The sequence below is a fragment of the Microbacterium sp. SMR1 genome (assembly GCF_003289625.1).
GTDB classification, from domain to species: Bacteria; Actinomycetota; Actinomycetes; order Actinomycetales; family Microbacteriaceae; genus Microbacterium; species Microbacterium plantarum.
The window spans coordinates 324,597-344,310 of the sequence record NZ_QMBN01000001.1; the positions used below are offsets into that span (position 1 = coordinate 324,597).

Below are 19,714 nucleotides of genomic sequence, written 5' to 3' on the forward strand. Positions count from 1 at the left end.
CGGTGTCGGAGGCCCGACCTAGACTTGTGCGGTGCCCATCGTCCCCGTCGCTTCCTCATCGAAACTCAGCGTCCGCGGAGCCCGCGTCCACAACCTCAAGGACGTGGATCTCGACATCCCGCGCGACAGTCTCGTCGTCTTCACCGGCCTCTCCGGCTCGGGAAAGTCGAGTCTCGCCTTCGACACGATCTTCGCCGAGGGCCAGCGCCGCTACGTCGAGTCGCTGAGCGCATACGCGCGACAGTTCCTCGGTCAGGTCGATCGTCCCGACGTCGACTTCATCGAGGGCCTGAGCCCCGCCGTCTCGATCGATCAGAAGTCGACGAACCGCAACCCGCGGTCGACGGTCGGCACGATCACCGAGATCCACGACTACATGCGCCTCCTGTGGGCGCGGATCGGCGTGCCGCACTGCCCCGAGTGCGGCGAGCGGATCCAGCGTCAGACCGTCCAGCAGATCGCCGACCAGCTCATGGAGCTGCCCGACCGCACGCGCTATCAGGTGGTCGCGCCGGTCGTGACGCAGAAGAAGGGCGAGTTCGTCGACCTCTTCAAGGAGCTGAGCGCGAAGGGCTACGCCCGGGCGGTCGTCGACGGCGACGTGATCTCGCTGGCCGAGCCGCCGACGCTCAAGAAGAGCTACAAGCACGACATCGCGGTGGTCGTCGACCGCCTCGTCGCCGGCCCCGATCTGCTCGGGCGCGTGACCGACTCGGTCGAGACCGCCCTGGCACTCGCCGGCGGCGTCATCAAGATCAACTTCGTCGACGAAGAGGGCGACGCGGCGTGGCAGAGCTTCAGCGAGAAGCTCGCCTGCCCGAACGGCCACGCGTTGCAGCTCACCGAGATCGAGCCGCGCACCTTCTCGTTCAATGCACCCTTCGGCGCATGCCCGACGTGCTCGGGTCTCGGCACCCGGATGTCGGTCGACGCCGAGCTCATGCTGGGCGACGAGGAGCTCTCGATCGCCGAGGGCGTCCTCCTGCCCTGGACAACGCAGGGCAAGGGACTCTTCCAGTACTACGAGCGGCTGCTCGAAGGGCTCGCATCCGACTTGAAGTTCTCGCTCAAGACCCCGTGGCGCAAGCTGCCGGCGGAGGTGCAGGACGCGGTGCTGCGCGGCGAGAACTACAAGGTGACGGTCAAGTGGAAGAACCGTTACGGGCGCGAGATGCGCTACGCATCGGGCTTCGAAGGCGTCATCCCGTACATCGAACGTCAGTATCTCCAGGCCGAGACGGACACGCAGCGTCAGCGCTGGGCGGAGTACCTGCGCGAGGTCCCGTGCCCCGCGTGCGACGGCGACCGGCTCAAGCCGGAGGTGCTCGCGGTCCTCGTCCACGAGCATTCCATCGCCGACGTCGCGCGGCTGAGCCTCGCCGAGGCGCAGACCTACTTCAACCAGCTCGAGCTCACCGAGCGCGAGGCCAAGATCGCGGCAGCGGTGCTGCGCGAGATCCGCGCCCGACTCGACTTCCTCATCGAGGTCGGACTGAACTACCTCAGCCTGGGGCGCGCCGCCGGATCTCTCTCGGGCGGCGAGGCACAGCGCATCCGGCTCGCGACACAGATCGGTTCGGGCCTCACCGGGGTCCTCTACGTCCTCGACGAGCCGTCGATCGGCCTGCACCAGCGCGACAACCGCCGGCTGATCGACACGCTGGTGAAGCTGAAGAGCCTCGGCAACACGCTCATCGTCGTCGAGCACGACGAAGAGACGATCGCCGCCGCCGACTGGGTGGTCGACATCGGCCCGCGTGCCGGTGTCGAAGGCGGAAACGTCGTCCACTCCGGCCCGTATGACGCTCTGCTCGCCGATGAGAACTCGATGACCGGCGATTACCTGTCGGGACGCCGGTCGCTCGAGACGCCGACGAAGCGTCGCAAGATCGACAAGAAGCGGATGCTGACGGTCGTCGGCGCCCGGGCCAACAACCTCAAGAACGTGACCGCCGAGTTCCCGCTCGGTGTGCTCACCTCGGTGACCGGAGTCAGCGGCTCGGGCAAGTCCACGCTCGTCAACGGCATCCTGTACGAAGTGCTGGCGACCCGCCTGAACGGTGCACGCCGCGTCGCGGGCAAGCACACGCGCGTCACCGGCCTCGACAACCTCGACAAGGTGGTTCACGTCGACCAGGCGCCGATCGGCCGCACCCCGCGATCGAACCCCGCCACCTACACCGGCGTCTTCGACCGCATCCGCACCCTGTTCAGCGAGACGCCCGAGGCGAAGGTCCGCGGATACCTGCCGGGTCGGTTCTCGTTCAACGTCAAGGGCGGTCGCTGCGAGGCGTGCTCCGGCGACGGCACACTGAAGATCGAGATGAACTTCCTGCCCGACGTGTACGTCGACTGCGAGGTGTGCCACGGCAAGCGGTACAACCGCGACACGCTCGCTGTGCACTACAAGGGCAAGAACATCGCCGAGGTCCTCGAGATGCCCATCTCGGAGGCCGCGGAGTTCTTCGAGCCGATCCAGGCGATCCACCGCTACCTGAAGACGCTCGTCGACGTCGGGCTCGGGTACGTCCGGCTCGGTCAGTCCGCCACGACGCTTTCGGGCGGCGAGGCGCAGCGCGTCAAGCTCGCCACGGAGCTGCAGCGCCGCTCGAACGGCCGCAGCATCTACGTGCTCGACGAGCCCACGACGGGCCTGCACTTCGAAGACGTCCGCAAGCTGCTCGAGGTGCTCAACGGTCTCGTCGACAAGGGCAACACCGTGATCACGATCGAGCACAACCTCGACGTGATCAAGGCCTCCGACTGGATCATCGACCTCGGTCCCGAGGGCGGTGCCGGCGGCGGCACGATCGTGGCCACGGGTACGCCCGAGCAGGTCGCGGGCGTCGCCGAGAGCCACACCGGTCAGTTCCTCGCCGAGATCCTGGGGGCCCCGGCGGCGCGCAAGGCGGGCTGACGTGGCGAACGTCCTTCCTTACCGGCCGAAAGCCGGCGAGATCCCCACAGACCCCGGGGTCTACCGCTTCCGCGACGCGGAAGGGCGGGTCCTGTACGTCGGCAAGGCGAAGAACCTCCGGGCCCGGCTGTCGAACTACTTCGCTCCGCTCCACACCCTCCACGAGCGCACCCGCCGCATGGTCACCACCGCGGCCTCGGTCGAATGGACCGTCGTGGCGACCGACGTCGACTCGCTGCAGCTGGAGTACATGTGGATCAAGGAGTTCGATCCGCCCTTCAACGTCCGCTACCGCGACGACAAGTCCTACCCGTTCATGGCCATCACTCTCGCCGATGAGGCGCCGCGGGTGATCGTGACGCGCAACCGGCGGATTCCCGGTGCGAAGTACTTCGGGCCGTATCCCAAGGTCTGGGCGGTGCACGAGACCATCGATCTGATGATCAAGGTCTTCCCGATCCGCACGTGCAGCGACTCGTCGTACAAGAAGGCGATGGCCTCGGGGCGTCCGTGCTTCCCCGGTCAGATCGGCCGCTGCGGCGGGCCGTGCTCGATGAAGGTCACGATCGAAGAGCACCGCGCGATGGTCGATGACTTCGTCGCCTTCATGTCGGGCGGTGATCAGCGGTTCGCCCGAGAGCTGACGACGCGCATGCGCGAGTCGGCCGCGGCGATGGACTACGAGTCGGCGGCTGTCTACCGCGACAAGCTGCAGGCGATCGACGCCGTCCTCAACAAGAGCGCCCTCGTGCTCGAGGACGATATGGATGCCGACCTCTTCGGCATCGCCGAGGACGAGCTCGCCGCTGCCGTCCAGCACTTCGTCGTGCGCGGCGGTCGCATTCGCGGTGTGCGGGCGACGACGATCGAGAAAGAGATCGACATCTCCGGGGCCGATCTGGTCGATCAGGTGCTCCAGCGGACGTACGGGGATGCCGCGCCCGGTGACATCCCTCGGCATGTGTTCGTTCCGACGCTGCCCGGCGATGCCGGCGAGCTGGAGCAATGGCTGCAGACCCGCCGCGGTAAGCGCGTCACCGTGCAGGTCGCGCAGCGCGGACGCAAGGCGGATCTGATGAAGACCGCCAACATCAACGCGCAGCAGGCGCTCGTGCTTCACAAGACCCGTCGCACGAGCGACTACGTCGCGCGCAGCCAGGCGTTGACCGACCTGCAGGAGGCCCTCGGCCTCGAGGAGGCTCCGCTGCGCATCGAGTGCTACGACGTCTCGCACCTGTCGGGCACCAACGTCGTCGCGTCTCTCGTGGTCTTCGAGGATGGGCTTCCCCGCAAGGACCAGTACCGGATCTTCGGCGTCAACGAGACGACGGACGACACCGACTCGATGTACCAGGTGCTGACGCGCCGCCTCGCCTACCTCGACCGACCCGACGAGGACGATGAGCCGGTTCCCGACGCGACCGCCGACGGCGAGGTCGTGACGGCACGCAAGCGCCCGCGTTTCGCCTATCGTCCGCAGCTGCTCGTCGTCGACGGCGGCAAGCCTCAGGTCGAAGCGGCAGCGCGAGCCCTCGCCGACGCCGGACACAGCGAGATCGCTCTCTGCGGCATCGCCAAACGGCTCGAGGAGATCTGGCTGCCGGGGGAGGAGTACCCCGTCATCCTCCCGCGCACGTCCGAGTCGCTGTATCTCCTCCAGCGGCTGCGAGACGAAGCCCATCGATTCGCGATCGTCCACCAGCGCAAGCGGCGAAAGCGCGACATCACCTCGGTCCTCTCCGAGGTGCCGGGCCTCGGAGCGGCCCGGATCAAGGCTCTGCTGCGGCACTTCGGCTCGGTCTCCAAGCTCAAGCAGGCGACGCCGGAGGAGATCCAGGAGCTGCCGGGAATCGGCCCTCGACTGGCCGAGGCGATCCATCGCCATCTCGCGGACGGATAGGCTGGACGTCGGCGACAGACAGGGGTGGTGACGGTGACCGACGAGGTACCCGCGGGCGAGATTCTCATCGTCACGGGCATGTCCGGTGCCGGCCGAACCACGGCCGCGAACGCCCTGGAAGACCTCGGGTGGTATGTCGTCGACAATCTGCCGCCCCAGATGCTGCGTCCGCTGCTCGAGCTCAGCGAGCTGGCGGGGAACGCGTTGCCGCGAGTCGCGGCGGTCGTCGACGTCCGCGGCGGTGAGCTCTTCGCCGCACTGCCCGAGATCACGCGTGCGCTTCGGCATGGGCGCACCCTCCGGATCCTGTTCCTGGATGCCGCGGACGAAGTGCTCGTGCGCCGGTTCGAGTCGGTGCGTCGCCCGCACCCTCTCCAGGGCGACGGCACACTCGTCGACGGCATCCGCCGCGAGCGCGAACGCCTCGCCCCGATTCGCGAGAGTGCCGACGTGATCGTCGACACCTCCCGCGACAACATCCATCAGCTGGCGACCTACATCGGTGACCTGTTCGCCGACGACGGTGCGGCTCGCCACACCGTCACCGTCATGAGCTTCGGCTTCAAGTACGGCCTGCCGCCGGACGCCGACCTCGTGGCCGACATGCGATTCCTGCCGAACCCGTTCTGGAACCCCGACCTCAAGGCGCTCACCGGCGAAGACGACGCCGTCCGCGAAGAGGTCCTCTCGCACGACAACGCGCGCGAGTTCATCGACGCCTACGCTGCGGCGCTGGCACCTGTGCTGCGCGGTTACCAGGACGAGAACAAGCGCCATTCCGTGGTCGCCGTCGGATGCACGGGAGGCAAGCACCGCTCCGTCGTCACGGCTCGAGAACTCGCGCAGCGGCTGTCGGGGCTGCCCGGCGTGGCGGTGCGACTCAAGCACCGCGACCTCGGTCGCGAGTAGGCTATCCCTTCGTCCCCCGAACCCCCTCCCGAAGGAGCGCCGTGCCGCTGACCGCTGACGTCAAGACCGAGTTGGCTGCGATGCGCGACCCTCGACCCGCCGCCCGTGTGGCCGAGGTGACCGCGATCCTGCGCTTCGCGGGCGGTCTGCACTCGATCGCGGGCCGAGTGGCCGTCGAGGCCGAGGTCGACTCGGAGATCCTCGCCCGCCGCGTGGCGCGCGAACTCGTCGAGATCTACGGCGTGCGGCCCGAGCTCGCCCGCATCCAGGCGTCCGGCGGCCGCGACGGCGCGACGTTCGCCGTCCGCGTTCGCGAGGGAGGCGAGACCCTCGCACGTCAGACCGGCCTTCTCGACCAGCGGCGCCGCCCGGTGCGCGGCCTTCCCAACAGGCTCACGACCGGATCGCGTCCCGACCTGGCCGCCCTGTGGCGCGGTGCTTTCCTCGCTGCGGGTTCGCTGTCCGACCCGGGACGTTCGGCCGCTCTCGAGATCTCCTGCCCCTCTCCCGAGGCCGCCATGGCCCTCGTCGGCGCGGCTCACCGTCTGGGCATCGCGGCCAAGGCGCGCGAGGTCCGCGGGATCCCGCGCGTCGTGGTCCGCGACGGCGAGGCGATTCGGCAGACCCTCGCCGAGATGGGCGCCACCCGCACGGCCGACACGTGGGACCAGATGCGGCAGCGCCGCGAGGTGCGCGCGGGCGTGAACCGCCTCGTGAACTTCGACGACGCGAACCTGCGTCGTTCGGCCCAGGCGGCCGTCGCGGCCTGCGCGCGCGTCGAGCGAGCCCTCGAGATCCTAGGGGACGAGGTGCCCGACCACCTCAAGCAGGCCGGCGATCTGCGTCTGGCACACCGTGACGCGAGCCTCGACGAGCTCGGGCATCACGCCGACCCGCCGCTGACGAAGGACGCTGTCGCGGGCCGCATCCGCCGCCTTCTCGCGATGGCCGACAAGAAGGCCGCCGCTGAAGGACTGCCCGACACCGAGTCGGCGGTTCCCGCGGGACTCTCCGACTGAACGGCCACGCCCGCGTTACACCGCGTTCCGAGCGGGAAGCAACGGGGTGTGCGACGCGTTGCCCCTCAATAGGATGAGAAACGTCCACGAGGCGTGCGGTCGCGCGCCTTCGACAGCACGAGCCGCGCGCTGCGCGGTGCTGACAGGAGATAGAGAATGACGAAGTACACCCTTCCCGAGCTCCCATACGATTACGCGGCACTCGAGCCGCACATCAGCGGCAAGATCATGGAGCTTCATCACTCCAAGCACCACCAGACGTACGTGAACGGCGCCAACACCGCTCTCGAGCAGCTCGCGGAGGCCCGTGAGACTGGCAACCTCGCGAACGTCAACAAGCTCGAGAAGGACCTCGCGTTCAACCTCGGCGGGCACGTCAACCACTCCATCTTCTGGACGAACCTCTCGCCCGAGGGCGGCGGCGAGCCCGAGGGCGAGCTCCGCGCGGCGATCGACGAGTTCTTCGGCGGATTCGACAAGTTCCAGGCGCACTTCACGGCTGCCGCCACCGGCATCCAGGGCTCCGGCTGGGCCGTGCTCAGCTGGGACCCGATCGGCGCGCAGCTGATCATCCAGCAGCTGTTCGACCAGCAGTCGAACACCGCCCAGGGAACCATCCCCATCTTCCAGCTCGACATGTGGGAGCACGCCTTCTACCTCGACTACCTCAACGTCAAGGCGGACTATGTCAAGGCGGCGTGGAACATCGCGAACTGGCAGAACGTCGCCGAGCGCTTTGTGACGGCTCGGGAGAAGACGGCCGGCCTGCTCGCGTAGTAGGGTCATAAACAGGTGAGGATGCCGGGCTCCTCCCGGCAACGGGAGCCGAACCCGGCATCCTCTTCTTTTTCATCAGATCGCGTTTCGGTCAGCCAGCACGGGCTTTTCCGGCGCGACAAGAAACGGGAGACATCGTGTCTGTCAAGATCGGCATCAACGGCTTCGGCCGCATCGGACGCAACTACCTCCGCGCCGCCCTCGCTCAGGGCGCGGACCTCGAGATCGTGGCGGTGAACGACCTCACCGACAACAAGACTCTCGCCCACCTGCTCAAGTACGACTCGATCCTGGGTCGCCTGGACGCCGAGGTCACGTACTCGGAGGACTCGATCACGGTCGGCGGCAAGACCATCAAGGTCTTCGAAGAGCGCGACCCCGCCAACCTCCCCTGGGGCGAGCTGGGCGTCGACATCGTCATCGAGTCGACCGGTCGTTTCACCAACGCCGAGGACGCCAAGAAGCACATCGCGGGCGGCGCCAAGAAGGTTCTCATCTCGGCTCCCGCGAAGGGCGAGGACGGCACGTTCGTCATCGGCGCGAACGAGGACCTGTACGACCCCGAGAACCACAACGTCATCTCGAACGCGTCGTGCACCACGAACTGCCTCGCGCCGCTGGCGAAGGTCCTGAACGACGAGTTCGGCATCGTCAAGGGCCTCATGACGACGGTCCACGCCTACACGGCCGACCAGAACCTGCAGGACGGCCCGCACAGCGACCTCCGCCGTGCCCGCGCCGCCGCCCTCAACATCGTCCCCACCTCGACGGGCGCGGCCAAGGCCATCGGCCTCGTCCTCCCCGAGCTGAAGGGCAAGCTCGACGGCTTCGCTCTTCGCGTGCCCGTTCCCACCGGTTCGGCGACCGACCTCACGGTCGAGCTCGAGCGCGAGGTCACGGTCGAGGAGATCAAGGCTGCGTACAAGGCTGCTGCCGAGGGTCCGCTCAAGGGCATCCTGAAGTACACCGAGGACGAGATCGTCTCGAGCGACATCGTCACCGACGACCACTCCTGCATCTTCGACGCCGGCCTGACCCGCGTCATCGGCAACCAGGTCAAGGTCGTCGGCTGGTACGACAACGAGTGGGGTTACTCCAACCGCCTCGTCGACCTCACCGAGCTCGTCGCCAGCAAGCTCTGACGACCATGGCTCTGCGAACCCTCGATTCGCTGGGCCCGCTCGCAGGAAAGCGCGTCATCGTCCGTGTTGACTTCAACGTCCCCCTGAAGGACGGAGTCATCACGGACGATGGCCGTGTGCGTGCGGCACTGCCCACCATCGACCACCTCATCGGCCAGGGAGCCCGCGTCATCGCGTGCTCGCACCTGGGACGTCCCGACGGTTCCCCCGACCCCAAGTACTCGCTCGAACCCGTCGCACAGCGTCTGTCGGAGCTGCTCGGCAAGCCCGTCGCCTTCGCCGGCGACACGGTGGGCGAGTCGGCGCAGCAGGTCGTCTCGTCGCTCGGCGACGGTGACGTCGCAGTGATCGAGAACCTCCGCTTCAACGCGGGCGAGACGGCGAAGGACGAGACTGAGCGTCGCGCGTTCGCCGAGCAGCTCGCCGCGCTCGGCGATGTGCTCGTTTCCGACGGCTTCGGTGTCGTGCACCGCAAGCAGGCCTCGGTCTACGACCTCGCAGAGATCCTGCCGTCGGCGGCCGGCTTCCTCATCGAGAAGGAGGTCGACGTCCTCGACCGCCTCACCGAGAACCCCGAGCGTCCATACGCCGTGGTGCTCGGCGGGTCGAAGGTGAGCGACAAGCTGGGTGTCATCGAGCACCTGCTTCCGCGCGCCGACAAGATCCTCGTCGGCGGGGGGATGCTGTTCACCTTCCTCGCCGCGCTTGGGCACAAGGTCGGCAAGAGCCTGCTCGAGAGCGACCAGCTCGAGACGGTGAAGGGCTACATCGCCACGGCGAAGGAGCGCGGCGTCGAACTCGTGCTCCCCGTCGACGCGGTCATGGCTTCCGGCTTCGCGGCGGACGCCGATCACGTGGTCGCCGCGGCCGATGCTCTGGAGGACACCCCGTTCGGTGCCGACGGCATGGGCCTCGACATCGGCCCGAAGAGCGCAGAGCTGTTCGCCGACGCGATCCGCAGCTCGCGCACCGTGTTCTGGAACGGCCCGATGGGCGTGTTCGAGATGCCCGCGTTCGCGGCAGGCACGCGAGCCGTGGCTCAGGCGCTCACCGAGGTCGACGGGCTGTCCGTCGTCGGCGGCGGAGATTCGGCGGCCGCGGTGCGGCAGCTCGGGTTCGCCGACTCGTCGTTCGGTCACATCTCGACCGGCGGCGGTGCGTCGCTGGAATTCCTGGAGGGCAAGAAGCTGCCCGGTCTGGAGGTGCTCGGATGGGCATGAACCGTATGCCCCTCATCGCGGGCAACTGGAAGATGAACCTCGACCACCTGCAGGCGGTGGCGTTCGTGCAGAAGCTGCACTGGACGCTGAAGGACGCCAAGCACGAGGATGACTCCGTCGAGGTGGCGGTCTTCCCGCCCTTCACCGATCTGCGTACGGTGCAGACGCTGCTCGACGCCGACAAGATCGCTTTCGCTCTCGGTGCCCAGGATCTTTCCACGAAGGACTCCGGCGCATACACCGGCGAGATCTCGGGAGCGTTCCTCAAGCAGCTCGACTGCCGGTACGTGATCATCGGGCACTCGGAGCGTCGTGAGTACCACGCCGAGACCGATGAGGTCGTCGCGGCCAAGGTCCAGGCGGCCCTCCGTCACGGTCTGTCGCCGGTCATCTGCGTCGGTGAGACGGCGGAAGACCTGGAAAAGCACGGCGCGTCGGCTGTTCCGGTGGCGCAGCTCGAGGCGGCCCTCGCGAGCGTGGCGGCGGATGCCGACATCGTCGTGGCTTACGAGCCGGTGTGGGCCATCGGGTCCGGCCAGGCTGCGACCCCGCAGCAGGCGCAGGACGTGTGCGCGAAGCTCCGTGACGTCGTCGGCTCCGTGCTCGGCGCCGATGCGGCTGCGCGCACCCGCATCCTCTACGGGGGATCGGTGAAGTCGGCCAACATCGCCGGTTTCATGCGCGAGCCCGATGTCGACGGCGCTCTCGTCGGAGGCGCGAGCCTCGTCGCAGACGAGTTCGCCGCGATCATTCGCTACCAGAAGCACGTCGGCGTGTGACGTCGTACGGCCCGGCGACCCACCGGTCGCCGGGCCGTACGCGTATCCGTGCGGCTGCTGGATATACTTGACCCTCGTGCGATCGGAACGATCGCCGGAAAGGTGACGACCACCGTGCAGATCCTCGAGTTCGTGCTGCAGGTGCTTCTGGGCATCACCAGCCTGCTCCTGACGTTGCTGATCCTGCTCCACAAGGGGCGCGGCGGCGGCCTGTCCGACATGTTCGGCGGCGGGATGAGTTCCGCCATGGGCTCGTCGGGCCTCGCGGAGCGCAACCTCAACCGCTTCACGATCGTGCTCGCGCTGGCGTGGTTCCTCTCCATCGTCGCCCTCGGCCTCATCACGAAGTTCACGGTGCTCTGATGGCCACCGGAGGAAACGCCATTCGCGGCACCCGCGTGGGTGCGGGCCCCATGGGGGAGCAGGACCACGGACACCACGCTGATCGCGTGGCGATCTCGTACTGGGACGCTCTCGGCAACGAGACCGTGCGCTACTTCGCCGCCGGCATCGCGGACGAAGAGATCCCCGAGACCATCGACTCGCCCCACTCGGGGCTGCCGGCCGGTCGCGACAAGGCGAATCCGCCTGCCGTCGCCAAGACCGAGCCGTACAAGACGCACCTCGCCTACGTGAAGGAGCGCCGCTCCGACGAAGAGGCCGAGCAGCTGCTCGACGAAGCGCTGCAGCAGCTTCGCGAACGCCGCGGACTGAACTGACGCGGCACACGTCGCAACATACGAAGAGAGCGGATGCCACGGCATCCGCTCTCTTCGTATGTTGCGCGCGGGTCAGTACTCGTCGTCGATGAGCTCTGGCGGAACCTGCGCGGCGGTCGCTTCATCCGTGAACAGAATGGTGCGACGGGTGCCCTTCGCACCGGCTGCCGGCACGCTGTGGTAGCTGGCACCCGCAAGCGCGAGCCCGAGCGCGGCTGACTTGTCCGGACCGGCGAGCACCATCCATACCCGCTTCGACGCGTTGATCACCGGCCGAGTGAGCGTCACGCGCTCGGCCGGGGGCTTCGGGGAGTCGTGGACGGCTGAGACCGCGCTGTCGGTGATGCGGATCTCACCGCGGTCCGGGAACAACGAGGCGATGTGGCCGTCGGGGCCGACGCCCAGGAAGCAGATGTCGAAGACGGGCCAGGCCGCGCCGTCGATGCCCGCCGTAGCGAGCTCGGCAGCGTACGCGCTGGCGGCGGCTTCGGCATCCGGTGCCTCGTCTGACGCAGCGATGGGATGCACGTTCGATGTCGGCAGCTCGATCGCGTCGAGGAAGGCGCGACGTGCGACCGCCTCGTTCCGATCCTCGCTGTCGCGGGCGACGAAGCGCTCGTCGACCCACCAGAAGTGCACGCGCGACCAGTCGACAGTATCGCGCTCGGGGTGGGACCCGAGCCGCTCGAGCACATCCGTCATGATGCCGCCGCCCGCGAGACCGACGTTGACGGTTCTTCCGTCCGTTCCCCACTTCGCCACGCGATCGAGGAAACGTGCCGCGATCGAGCCGGTGAGGGTGTCGACGTCGGGGCTGATGACGACGCGCTTCTCAGCGGTCGGCATCTCAGGCGTCTCCGGCAGGCGAGCGGTGGAGCCGCGCCCAGCCGTCCGTGATGACCCGGCCGTACAGGACGTCGGGCCCGAGGCGTCGGAGCTCTTCCGCGAGGCATTCGCGGAGCGTCCGACGGGGGAGGACGAGATCGTGCGACGGCTGGCCCGGCTGGGTCAGCGTCGCGTCGACGGTCGTCGTGCGCTCGAGCAGGACGTCACCGCTCGGCCGCTTGAGGCGGACACTGCGGATGCCGTGCTCCCACTCGTCGCGGGGAGCGTACTGCCAGTTCACCGGTACATCGAGCATCAAGCACAGCCAGGCGGCGAGCAGTCCTGTCGACGGCGAGCTGCCGCTGCCGACGACCTCGACCTCGGTCACCGGCTCGTAGGGAGGCTGGTCGAGGACGGCCGCGAGCTGCTCGCGCCAGTGCGTCAGGCGTGTCCACGCCAGATCGGTGTCTCCGGGCGCGTAGCCGTCGCCCAGCGCGGCGAGCCGTCCACTGTCGTAGGGCAGCGTGGCGGCGTCGGTGATCCGCCGCTGCGCGATGCGGCCGATGGGCGACTGCGACGGGTCTGCGGGCGGGTGGTCGGGCCACCAGGCCACAACAGGAGCGTCGGGCAGCAGGAGGCCGGTGATGAGAGCCTCGTCGTTGCTCGCTGCGCCACCGCTGGCGCGCAGGACCACGACCTCGCTTGCACCGGCGTCGCCGCCGACCCGGATCTGCGCGTCGAGCTTCGATTCGCCCTTCGCATCGGTGATCAGCACGATCACGCGCATCGGGTGCTCGCGCGAGGCGTCGTTGGCCGCCTCGATCGCGTCTTCTTCGAGCCCGTGCGACGTCGCGATGACGAGTGTCAGGACGCGTCCGAGGGCGACGGCACCGCCCTCCTCGCGCACGTTGACGAGTTCGCGGGCGATCTTCGACACGGTCGTGTCGGGCAGATCGACGATCATGGACGCCTCCAGACGCGGCCGTCGCGGGCCAGCAGTTCATCTGCGGAAGTGGGGCCCCAGGAGCCGGGCGCGTACTGCTCGAGCGGACCGCCCTGCTTCGCCCAGAACTCCTCGACGGGGTCGAGGATGCGCCACGAGAGCTCGACCTCTTCGTGCCGCGGGAAGAGCGGCGGATCGCCCAGGAGGACATCGAGGATGAGCCGCTCGTATGCCTCGGGGCTGGATTCGGTGAAGGCGTGGCCGTAGCCGAAGTCCATCGTGACGTCGCGGACCTCGGTGGCGGCCCCCGGCACCTTGGAGCCGAATCGGATCGTGACGCCCTCGTCGGGTTGGACGCGAATCACCAGGGCGTTCTGGCCGAGCTCCGTCGTCTGATTGCGCAGGAACAGATGCTGCGGGGCCCGCTTGAACACGACCGCGATCTCGGTCACGCGGCGGCCCAGACGCTTGCCCGTCCGGAGGTAGAACGGCACACCTGCCCAGCGGCGCGTGGCGATGTCGACCTTGATGGCGGCGTAGGTCTCGGTCGTCGACTCGGGATTCATCCCGTCCTCGTCGAGGAAGCCGGTGACCTCTTCGCCGCCCTGCCACCCGCCGGCGTACTGTCCGCGGGCGGTCGCGGTCGAGAGATCGGCCGGCAGCTGGACAGCGGCGAGCACCTTCTCCTTCTCGGCCCGCAGGTGGTTGGCCTCCATCGAGATGGGCTCTTCCATCGCGGTGAGGGCGAGGAGCTGGAGAAGGTGGTTCTGGATGACGTCGCGGGCCGCGCCGATGCCGTCGTAGTATCCCGCACGCCCGCCGACGCCGATGTCTTCGGCCATCGTGATCTGCACGTGGTCGACGTAGTTCGCATTCCAGATCGGCTCGAACAGCTCGTTCGCGAAGCGCAGTGCGAGGATGTTCTGCACCGTCTCCTTGCCGAGGTAGTGGTCGATCCGGAAGATCGAGTCGGCCGGGAAGGCCACCTCGAGCGCCTCGTTGAGTTCGCGGGCCGTCTTCAGGTCGCTGCCGAACGGCTTCTCGATGACCACGCGGCGCCAGGTGTCGGCATCCGCGTGCTCGTCGACCAGGCCGGAGTCCTTGAGCTGCTTCGCGACGATCGGGAAGTCCTTCGGCGGGATCGACAGGTAGAACGCGTGGTTCCCCATCGTCCCGCGATCGACATCGAGCTTCTCGACCGTCTCGCGGAGTCGACGGAAAGCATCGGCGTCGCCGAACTCGCCGGAGACGAAGCGGATGCCCTGGAGGAGCTGCTTCCAGGTCTCCTCGCGGAACGGCGTGCGCGCGTATTGTTTCACCGCCGAGTGCACGACCTCCGCGAAGTCCTGGTCCTCCCAGTCGCGTCGGGCGAAGCCGACCAGGGCGAACCCGGGGGGCAGCAACCCGCGGTTGGCGAGGTCGTAGACGGCGGGCATGAGCTTCTTGCGCGACAGGTCGCCGGTGACGCCGAAGATCACGAGAGCGCTGGGCCCTGCGATGCGGTTCAAGCGGCGGTCGTCGGGATCGCGCAGGGGGTTGTGGGCGCGCGAGATCTCCACGGTCATGGGAGGGGTCTTCCTACTGGGCGGCTTCGAAAAGGGTGAGGACCTCGGTCGCGGGGTCCGTCAGGGTGAGCGTCACGACGGGGCGGCCGCGCTCGGCGAGGACCGCGGCGTCGCCGGAGGCCTGCGCTTCGATCAGACGGCCGAACGTGAAGGGACGACCCGGAATCTCGAGGTCGACGTCCGTGCGCTCGGTGATCTGGACGAACACGCCGTTCGCCGGGCCGCCCTTGTGGTACTGACCGGTCGAGTGCAGGAACCGCGGTCCCCACCCGAACGTGGTGGGGCGGCCGGAGTCGGCGGCGATCAGTTCGCGCACGCCGGCCAGCTGCGGCACGGCGGTGCGATCGACATAGGCCTGGACGGCGACGTATCCGTCGGTCGGGACGACCCGCCACAGATTCGCGAGGACCCCCGCGAGCGTGCGATCCGCCGCGAGGGCGGGATCGGACACCCGCACTTCGACGCCGTCCTCGACGAACAGCGGCGCGGTCGACGCGGGCTGCGCATCGAGCAGGCCCCGCGCGGCGGTCTTCGCCGCCTCGACGTCGGGCTGGTCAAAGGGGTTAATCCCGAGCAGGCGACCGGCAATCGCTGTGGCGTACTCCCACACCAGGAACTGAGCGCCCAGGGAACCGCTGACGAGCACCTCGCCGGGGTGCTGCTCGAGGATCTGGAAGTGGACCGCGTCGCCGACGAGTCGCACGACCTGCAGGTCATCGGGAAGGAGGTCGAGCTCGGGGGAAAGCGGGGTGGCGACGACGGGCAGGATGCCGGTGCCGGCCTTCCCGGTCGATTCGGCGACCAGCTGCTCGATCCAATCGGGGAGTCCCACGATGTGGGTCCCGTCGCTGATGAGGGCCAGCTTGTCGCGGCGCGGTTCGCCGCCCGCGATCGCCGCGGCGAGCACGAGAGCGGGGTTGCGCGGGTCGTCCACGGCCACTTCGAGCAGGGTCGCATCGGCTTCGTCGAGCAGCTGCCCGATGTCGGCCCCCGCCAATCCCGCCGGCACGAGGCCGAAGGCCGTGAGCGCCGAATAGCGCCCTCCGACCGTCGGGTCGGCGGTGAACACCCGGTGTCCCGCTTCGCGCGCCTCGCGCTCGAGCGGCGAGCCCGGGTCGGTGACGACGACGATGCGATCGGCCGGATCGATACCGAGATCGCTCCACGCAGCAGCGAAGGCGCGACGCGCCGAATCGGTCTCGACCGTCGAACCCGACTTCGACGAGACGACGAGGACGGTCTCGGCGAGACCGCCTGTCTCCGGGTCGCCGTCGATGGCCGCCAGGACCTGCCCGGGGGCGGTGGAGTCGAGGATCGTCAGCGGCACACCGTGCGTGCGGGCGATGACCTCGGGAGCGAGCGACGAGCCACCCATCCCGGCCAGCACGACGCGCGTGATACCCCGGCCGAGGAGCTCGGAGCGCAGCGCCTCGATCTCGGCGACGAGCGGACGCGACACGGTGACGGCCTGCACCCAGCCGAGTCGGTGGGACGCCTCGGCGGCGGCATCAGGACCCCACAGGTCGGCGTCACCGGCGGTGATGCCGCTCGCCACCAGATCGGTCACGAGTCGGGGCACGGTCTTCTCGACGACGTCGGAGACGTGCCCCGAGACGTGGATCTCGAAGCTCAACGGGCGCTCTCCAGAGCCGCCGTCACCGTGCCCTGCAGGTCGTGCCACGACGCGATGAACTTGTCGACGCCCTCGTCCTCCAGCAACTGGGTGACGTCTTCGAGGTCGATTCCCACCTCGGCGAGGTCGGCGAAGACCTTGTGCGCGGCATCGTAGGCGCCGGTGACGGTGTCGCCGGAGATCACACCATGGTCGAACGTCGCCTCGAGGGTCTTCTCGGGCATCGTGTTGACGGTGCCGGGGGCGACGAGCTCGGTGACGTAGAGGGTGTCCGGCAGCGCGGGGTCCTTGACACCGGTCGAGGCCCACAGCGGACGCTGCAGGTTCGCGCCGGCGGCGACGAGGTCCTGGGCGCGCTGCTCGGCGAACTTCTTCTCGAAGAGCTCGTAAGCCAGGCGCGCGTTGGCGACACCGGCGAGCGACTTCAGCTCGTTCGCGGCATCCGATCCGATCGCCGTGAGGCGCTTGTCGACCTCGGTGTCCACACGCGAGACGAAGAACGACGCGACCGAGTGGATGCCACCGAGGTCGATGCCCGCCTCGCGGGCGCGTTCCAGGCCGGCGAGGTAGGCGTCGATGACCTCGTTGTAGCGCTCGAGCGAGAAGATCAGCGTGACGTTGACGCTGATGCCGGCGGCGATGACCTCGGTGATCGCGGGCAGGCCGGCCTTAGTCGCGGGGATCTTGATCAGGACGTTGGGGCGGTCGACCGCGGCGGCGAGCTTCTTGGCCTCGGCGATGGTGGCGTCGGTGTCGTGCGCGAGGTCGGGGGAGACCTCGATCGACACGCGACCGTCGACGCCGCCCGTCTTGTCGAAGATCGGGCGGAAGATGTCGGACGCGTTGCGCACGTCCGTCGTCGTCAGCTCGAAGATCGTGTCGTCGGTGGAGGCTCCGGCCTTGGCCTGCGCCTCAATGGCCTCCTCGTATCCGACGCCCGCGCTGATGGCGGCCTGGAAGATCGAGGGGTTCGTCGTCACGCCGACGACGTTGCGGGTGTCGATGAGCTCCTGCAGGTTGCCGGTCGTGATGCGCTGACGCGACAGGTCGTCGAGCCAGATGCTGACGCCGGCGTCGGAGAGGTCCTGGGTGGGCGTGCTCATGCGTTGTTCTCCTCAACGGTTGCGCGGGCGGCCGCGACGACGGCCTCGGTGGTGATTCCGAACTTCTCGAACAGGGTCTGGTAGTCGGCCGAAGCGCCGAAGTGGTCGATGCCGACCGAGCGTCCGGTGTCGCCGACGATGGAGCGCCACAGCGGGGTGGCACCGGCCTCGACGGAGACGCGCGCACGGACGGCTGCGGGCAGCACCGACTCGCGGTACGCCTCGTCCTGCTCGGCGAACCATTCGAGCGCGGGGGCCGAGACGACGCGGGCCTGGATGCCGTCCGCGGCGAGAGCCTCGCGGGCTTCGACAGCCAGCTGCACCTCGGAACCGGTGGCGATGATGATGACGTCCGGCTGGCCGCCCTCGGCATCGATGAGCACGTACGCGCCCTTCGCCACGCCGTCCGTGGTTGCGAAGCCGTCCTCACCGCGCGGGAACACCGGGATGTTCTGACGCGTCAGGGCGATGCCCGCGGGGCCGGCCTGGCGGCGCAGCAGCTCGTGCCACGCGGCCGCGGTCTCGTTGGCGTCGGCCGGACGGACGACCGTGAAGTTGGGGATGAGTCGCAGCGACGAGATCTGCTCGATCGGCTGGTGCGTCGGGCCGTCCTCGCCGAGGGCGATGGAGTCGTGCGTCCACACGTAGATCGACGGGATGTTCATCAGGGCGGCCAGGCGCACCGCGGGGCGCATGTAGTCGCTGAAGATGAGGAAGGTGCCGCCGAAGGCGCGCGTCTTGCCGTGCAGGACGATGCCGTTGACGATCGCGCCCATCGCGTGCTCGCGGATGCCGAAGTGCAGGACGCGGCCGTACGGGTCGCCCGACCACTCGTGCGTCGACCACTCGGTGGGGATGAAGCTCTTGCCCGACTTGATCGTCGTCAGGTTCGACTCGGCGAGGTCGGCGGATCCGCCCCAGAGCTCGGGGAGCTGGTCGGCGAGCGCGTTGATGACCTGACCGCTCGCGGCGCGGGTCGACACGGCCTTGCCCGCCTCGAACGCGGGGACCGACACGTCGGCCGGCAGCTCGCCGGACTCGAGGCGATCGAGCAGCGCCTTGCGCTCAGGGTTGGCCTCGGCCCAGGCGTCGAACGACTTCTGCCATTCGGCGCGCTCGGCCGCCGCGCGCTCGGCGAGGGAACGGGTGTGGCTGATGACGTCGTCGGCGACCTCGAAGCTCTTCTCGGGGTCGAACCCGAGCACCTTCTTCGTGGCGGCGAGCTCGTCGGCACCGAGCGCGGAGCCGTGGATCTTGCCGGTGTTCTGCTTGCCGGGAGCCGGCCAGCCGATGATCGTCTTGAGGACGATGAGGGAGGGCTTGTCGGTCTCGCCCTTCGCCGCCTCGATCGCGGAGTAGAGGGCGGCCACGTCTTCGACGTATTCGCCCGTGCTCTTCCAGTCGACCGTCTGCACGTGCCAGCCGTAGGCCTCGTAACGCGCTGCGACATCCTCGGTGAAGGCGACGTTCGTGTCGTCCTCGATCGAGATCTGGTTCGCGTCGTAGATCGCGATCAGGTTGCCGAGCTGCTGGTGTCCGGCGAGCGATCCGGCCTCGGCCGTGATGCCCTCCTGGATGTCGCCGTCGCTCGCGATGACGTAGATGAAGTGGTCGAACGGCGAGGTGCCGGCCGGCGCCTCGGGGTCGAACAGACCGCGCTCGTAGCGAGCCGCGTAGGCGAAGCCGACGGAGGTGGCGAGGCCCTGGCCGAGCGGGCCGGTCGTGATCTCGACGCCCTTGGTGTGGCCGTACTCGGGGTGTCCCGGGGTCAGCGAGCCCCAGGTGCGCAACGCCTTCAGATCATCGAGCTCGAGACCGAAGCCGCCGAGGTAGAGCTGCACGTACTGCGTGAGGGAAGAGTGACCCGCTGACAGGATGAAGCGGTCGCGCCCGAGCCAGTCGGTGTCCGTGGGGTCGTGCCGCAGCACGCGCTGATACAGGAGGTAGGCGGCGGGGGCGAGGCTCATGGCCGTACCCGGGTGGCCGTTGCCCACCTTCTCCACCGCATCCGCGGCCAGGACGCGGGCGGTGTCCACCGCGCGCCGATCGATCTCGTCCCAACGAAGTTCCGACACTCGGTCGCCTTTCTCGAGAGGCAGCGCCTGCGCATGCCGCTCCGCAGTCAGGAAGGGAGGGGTTCGGCGCCGGCGCGCGTATGACCTCAGCATAGCGAGGACGCCAGACGGCCGGGGCGCGCACGTCGTCATGTGACAGTCGTGGTAGGGCGGCCCCGCGGAGGCCCTCCTCGGCGGATGCCCTAGAC

At 68.5% G+C, this 19,714-nt stretch carries 16 protein-coding genes; 10 read left to right on the forward strand and 6 right to left on the reverse strand.

What is annotated here, in order from left to right:
* Positions 1 to 31: 31 nt before the first annotated feature.
* The 10 genes from uvrA to DO944_RS01605 all read left to right on the forward strand — a co-directional run bounded on the left by uvrA (position 32) and on the right by DO944_RS01605 (position 11,382).
* A complete protein-coding gene (gene uvrA, locus DO944_RS01560; RefSeq protein ID WP_112614020.1) occupies positions 32 to 2,917 on the forward strand; it encodes an excinuclease ABC subunit UvrA in 2,886 nt (961 codons plus the stop codon).
* A gap of 1 nt (position 2,918) precedes the next feature.
* A complete protein-coding gene (gene uvrC / locus DO944_RS01565; protein ID WP_112614022.1) occupies positions 2,919 to 4,817 on the forward strand; it encodes an excinuclease ABC subunit UvrC in 1,899 nt (632 codons plus the stop codon).
* 33 nt (positions 4,818 to 4,850) lie between these two features.
* The gene (gene rapZ, locus DO944_RS01570) at positions 4,851 to 5,726 is read left to right on the forward strand and encodes an RNase adapter RapZ (RefSeq protein WP_112615073.1); all 876 of its coding nucleotides are present in this window, start codon (positions 4,851 to 4,853) and stop codon (positions 5,724 to 5,726) included.
* Between the two features lie 41 nt (positions 5,727 to 5,767).
* Positions 5,768 to 6,745 carry a DNA-binding protein WhiA gene (gene whiA, locus DO944_RS01575; protein WP_023951475.1) on the forward strand — a complete coding sequence of 326 codons (978 nt, stop codon included), beginning with the start codon at positions 5,768 to 5,770 and terminating at the stop codon, positions 6,743 to 6,745.
* A 156-nt stretch (positions 6,746 to 6,901) separates the two neighbouring features.
* Positions 6,902 to 7,522: a superoxide dismutase gene (locus DO944_RS01580; protein WP_023951473.1), complete on the forward strand. Its 621-nt coding sequence runs from the start codon at positions 6,902 to 6,904 to the stop codon at positions 7,520 to 7,522.
* Positions 7,523 to 7,659: 137 nt separating this feature from the next.
* Positions 7,660 to 8,664, forward strand: coding sequence for a type I glyceraldehyde-3-phosphate dehydrogenase (gene gap, locus DO944_RS01585; RefSeq protein WP_094261864.1), 1,005 nt, complete (start codon positions 7,660 to 7,662; stop codon positions 8,662 to 8,664).
* A gap of 5 nt (positions 8,665 to 8,669) precedes the next feature.
* Positions 8,670 to 9,884 (forward strand): phosphoglycerate kinase, encoded by a 1,215-nt coding sequence (locus DO944_RS01590; protein WP_112614024.1) that lies wholly within the window; start codon positions 8,670 to 8,672, stop codon positions 9,882 to 9,884.
* The gene (tpiA, locus tag DO944_RS01595) at positions 9,875 to 10,663 is read left to right on the forward strand and encodes a triose-phosphate isomerase (protein ID WP_112614026.1); all 789 of its coding nucleotides are present in this window, start codon (positions 9,875 to 9,877) and stop codon (positions 10,661 to 10,663) included. The genes DO944_RS01590 and tpiA overlap by 10 nt, the downstream gene beginning before the upstream one ends.
* Before the next feature lie 114 nt (positions 10,664 to 10,777).
* Positions 10,778 to 11,026: a preprotein translocase subunit SecG gene (gene secG, locus DO944_RS01600; protein ID WP_036304945.1), complete on the forward strand. Its 249-nt coding sequence runs from the start codon at positions 10,778 to 10,780 to the stop codon at positions 11,024 to 11,026.
* Positions 11,026 to 11,382, forward strand: coding sequence for an RNA polymerase-binding protein RbpA (locus DO944_RS01605; protein ID WP_112614028.1), 357 nt, complete (start codon positions 11,026 to 11,028; stop codon positions 11,380 to 11,382). The genes secG and DO944_RS01605 overlap by 1 nt, the downstream gene beginning before the upstream one ends.
* Before the next feature lie 72 nt (positions 11,383 to 11,454).
* On the opposite strand, the gene pgl is transcribed toward DO944_RS01605, so the two are convergent.
* The 6 genes from pgl to tkt are packed head-to-tail and all read right to left on the reverse strand — an operon-like array spanning position 11,455 to position 19,526.
* On the reverse strand, positions 11,455 to 12,228 hold the full coding sequence (gene pgl, locus DO944_RS01610; protein ID WP_112614030.1) for a 6-phosphogluconolactonase: 774 nt from the start codon (positions 12,226 to 12,228) through the stop codon (positions 11,455 to 11,457).
* A gap of 1 nt (position 12,229) precedes the next feature.
* Positions 12,230 to 13,171 (reverse strand): glucose-6-phosphate dehydrogenase assembly protein OpcA, encoded by a 942-nt coding sequence (locus DO944_RS01615; RefSeq protein ID WP_112614032.1) that lies wholly within the window; start codon positions 13,169 to 13,171, stop codon positions 12,230 to 12,232.
* Positions 13,168 to 14,715, reverse strand: coding sequence for a glucose-6-phosphate dehydrogenase (gene zwf / locus DO944_RS01620; RefSeq protein ID WP_112614034.1), 1,548 nt, complete (start codon positions 14,713 to 14,715; stop codon positions 13,168 to 13,170). Before zwf ends, DO944_RS01615 begins: the two co-directional genes overlap by 4 nt.
* A gap of 13 nt (positions 14,716 to 14,728) precedes the next feature.
* On the reverse strand, positions 14,729 to 16,348 hold the full coding sequence (locus DO944_RS01625; protein ID WP_112614036.1) for a glucose-6-phosphate isomerase: 1,620 nt from the start codon (positions 16,346 to 16,348) through the stop codon (positions 14,729 to 14,731).
* Positions 16,345 to 17,451, reverse strand: coding sequence for a transaldolase (gene tal / locus DO944_RS01630; RefSeq protein ID WP_112614038.1), 1,107 nt, complete (start codon positions 17,449 to 17,451; stop codon positions 16,345 to 16,347). The genes DO944_RS01625 and tal overlap by 4 nt, the downstream gene beginning before the upstream one ends.
* Entirely contained in the window at positions 17,448 to 19,526 is a 2,079-nt protein-coding gene (gene tkt, locus DO944_RS01635; protein ID WP_112614040.1) for a transketolase, read from the reverse strand. Before tkt ends, tal begins: the two co-directional genes overlap by 4 nt.
* Positions 19,527 to 19,714: the final 188 nt, after the last annotated feature.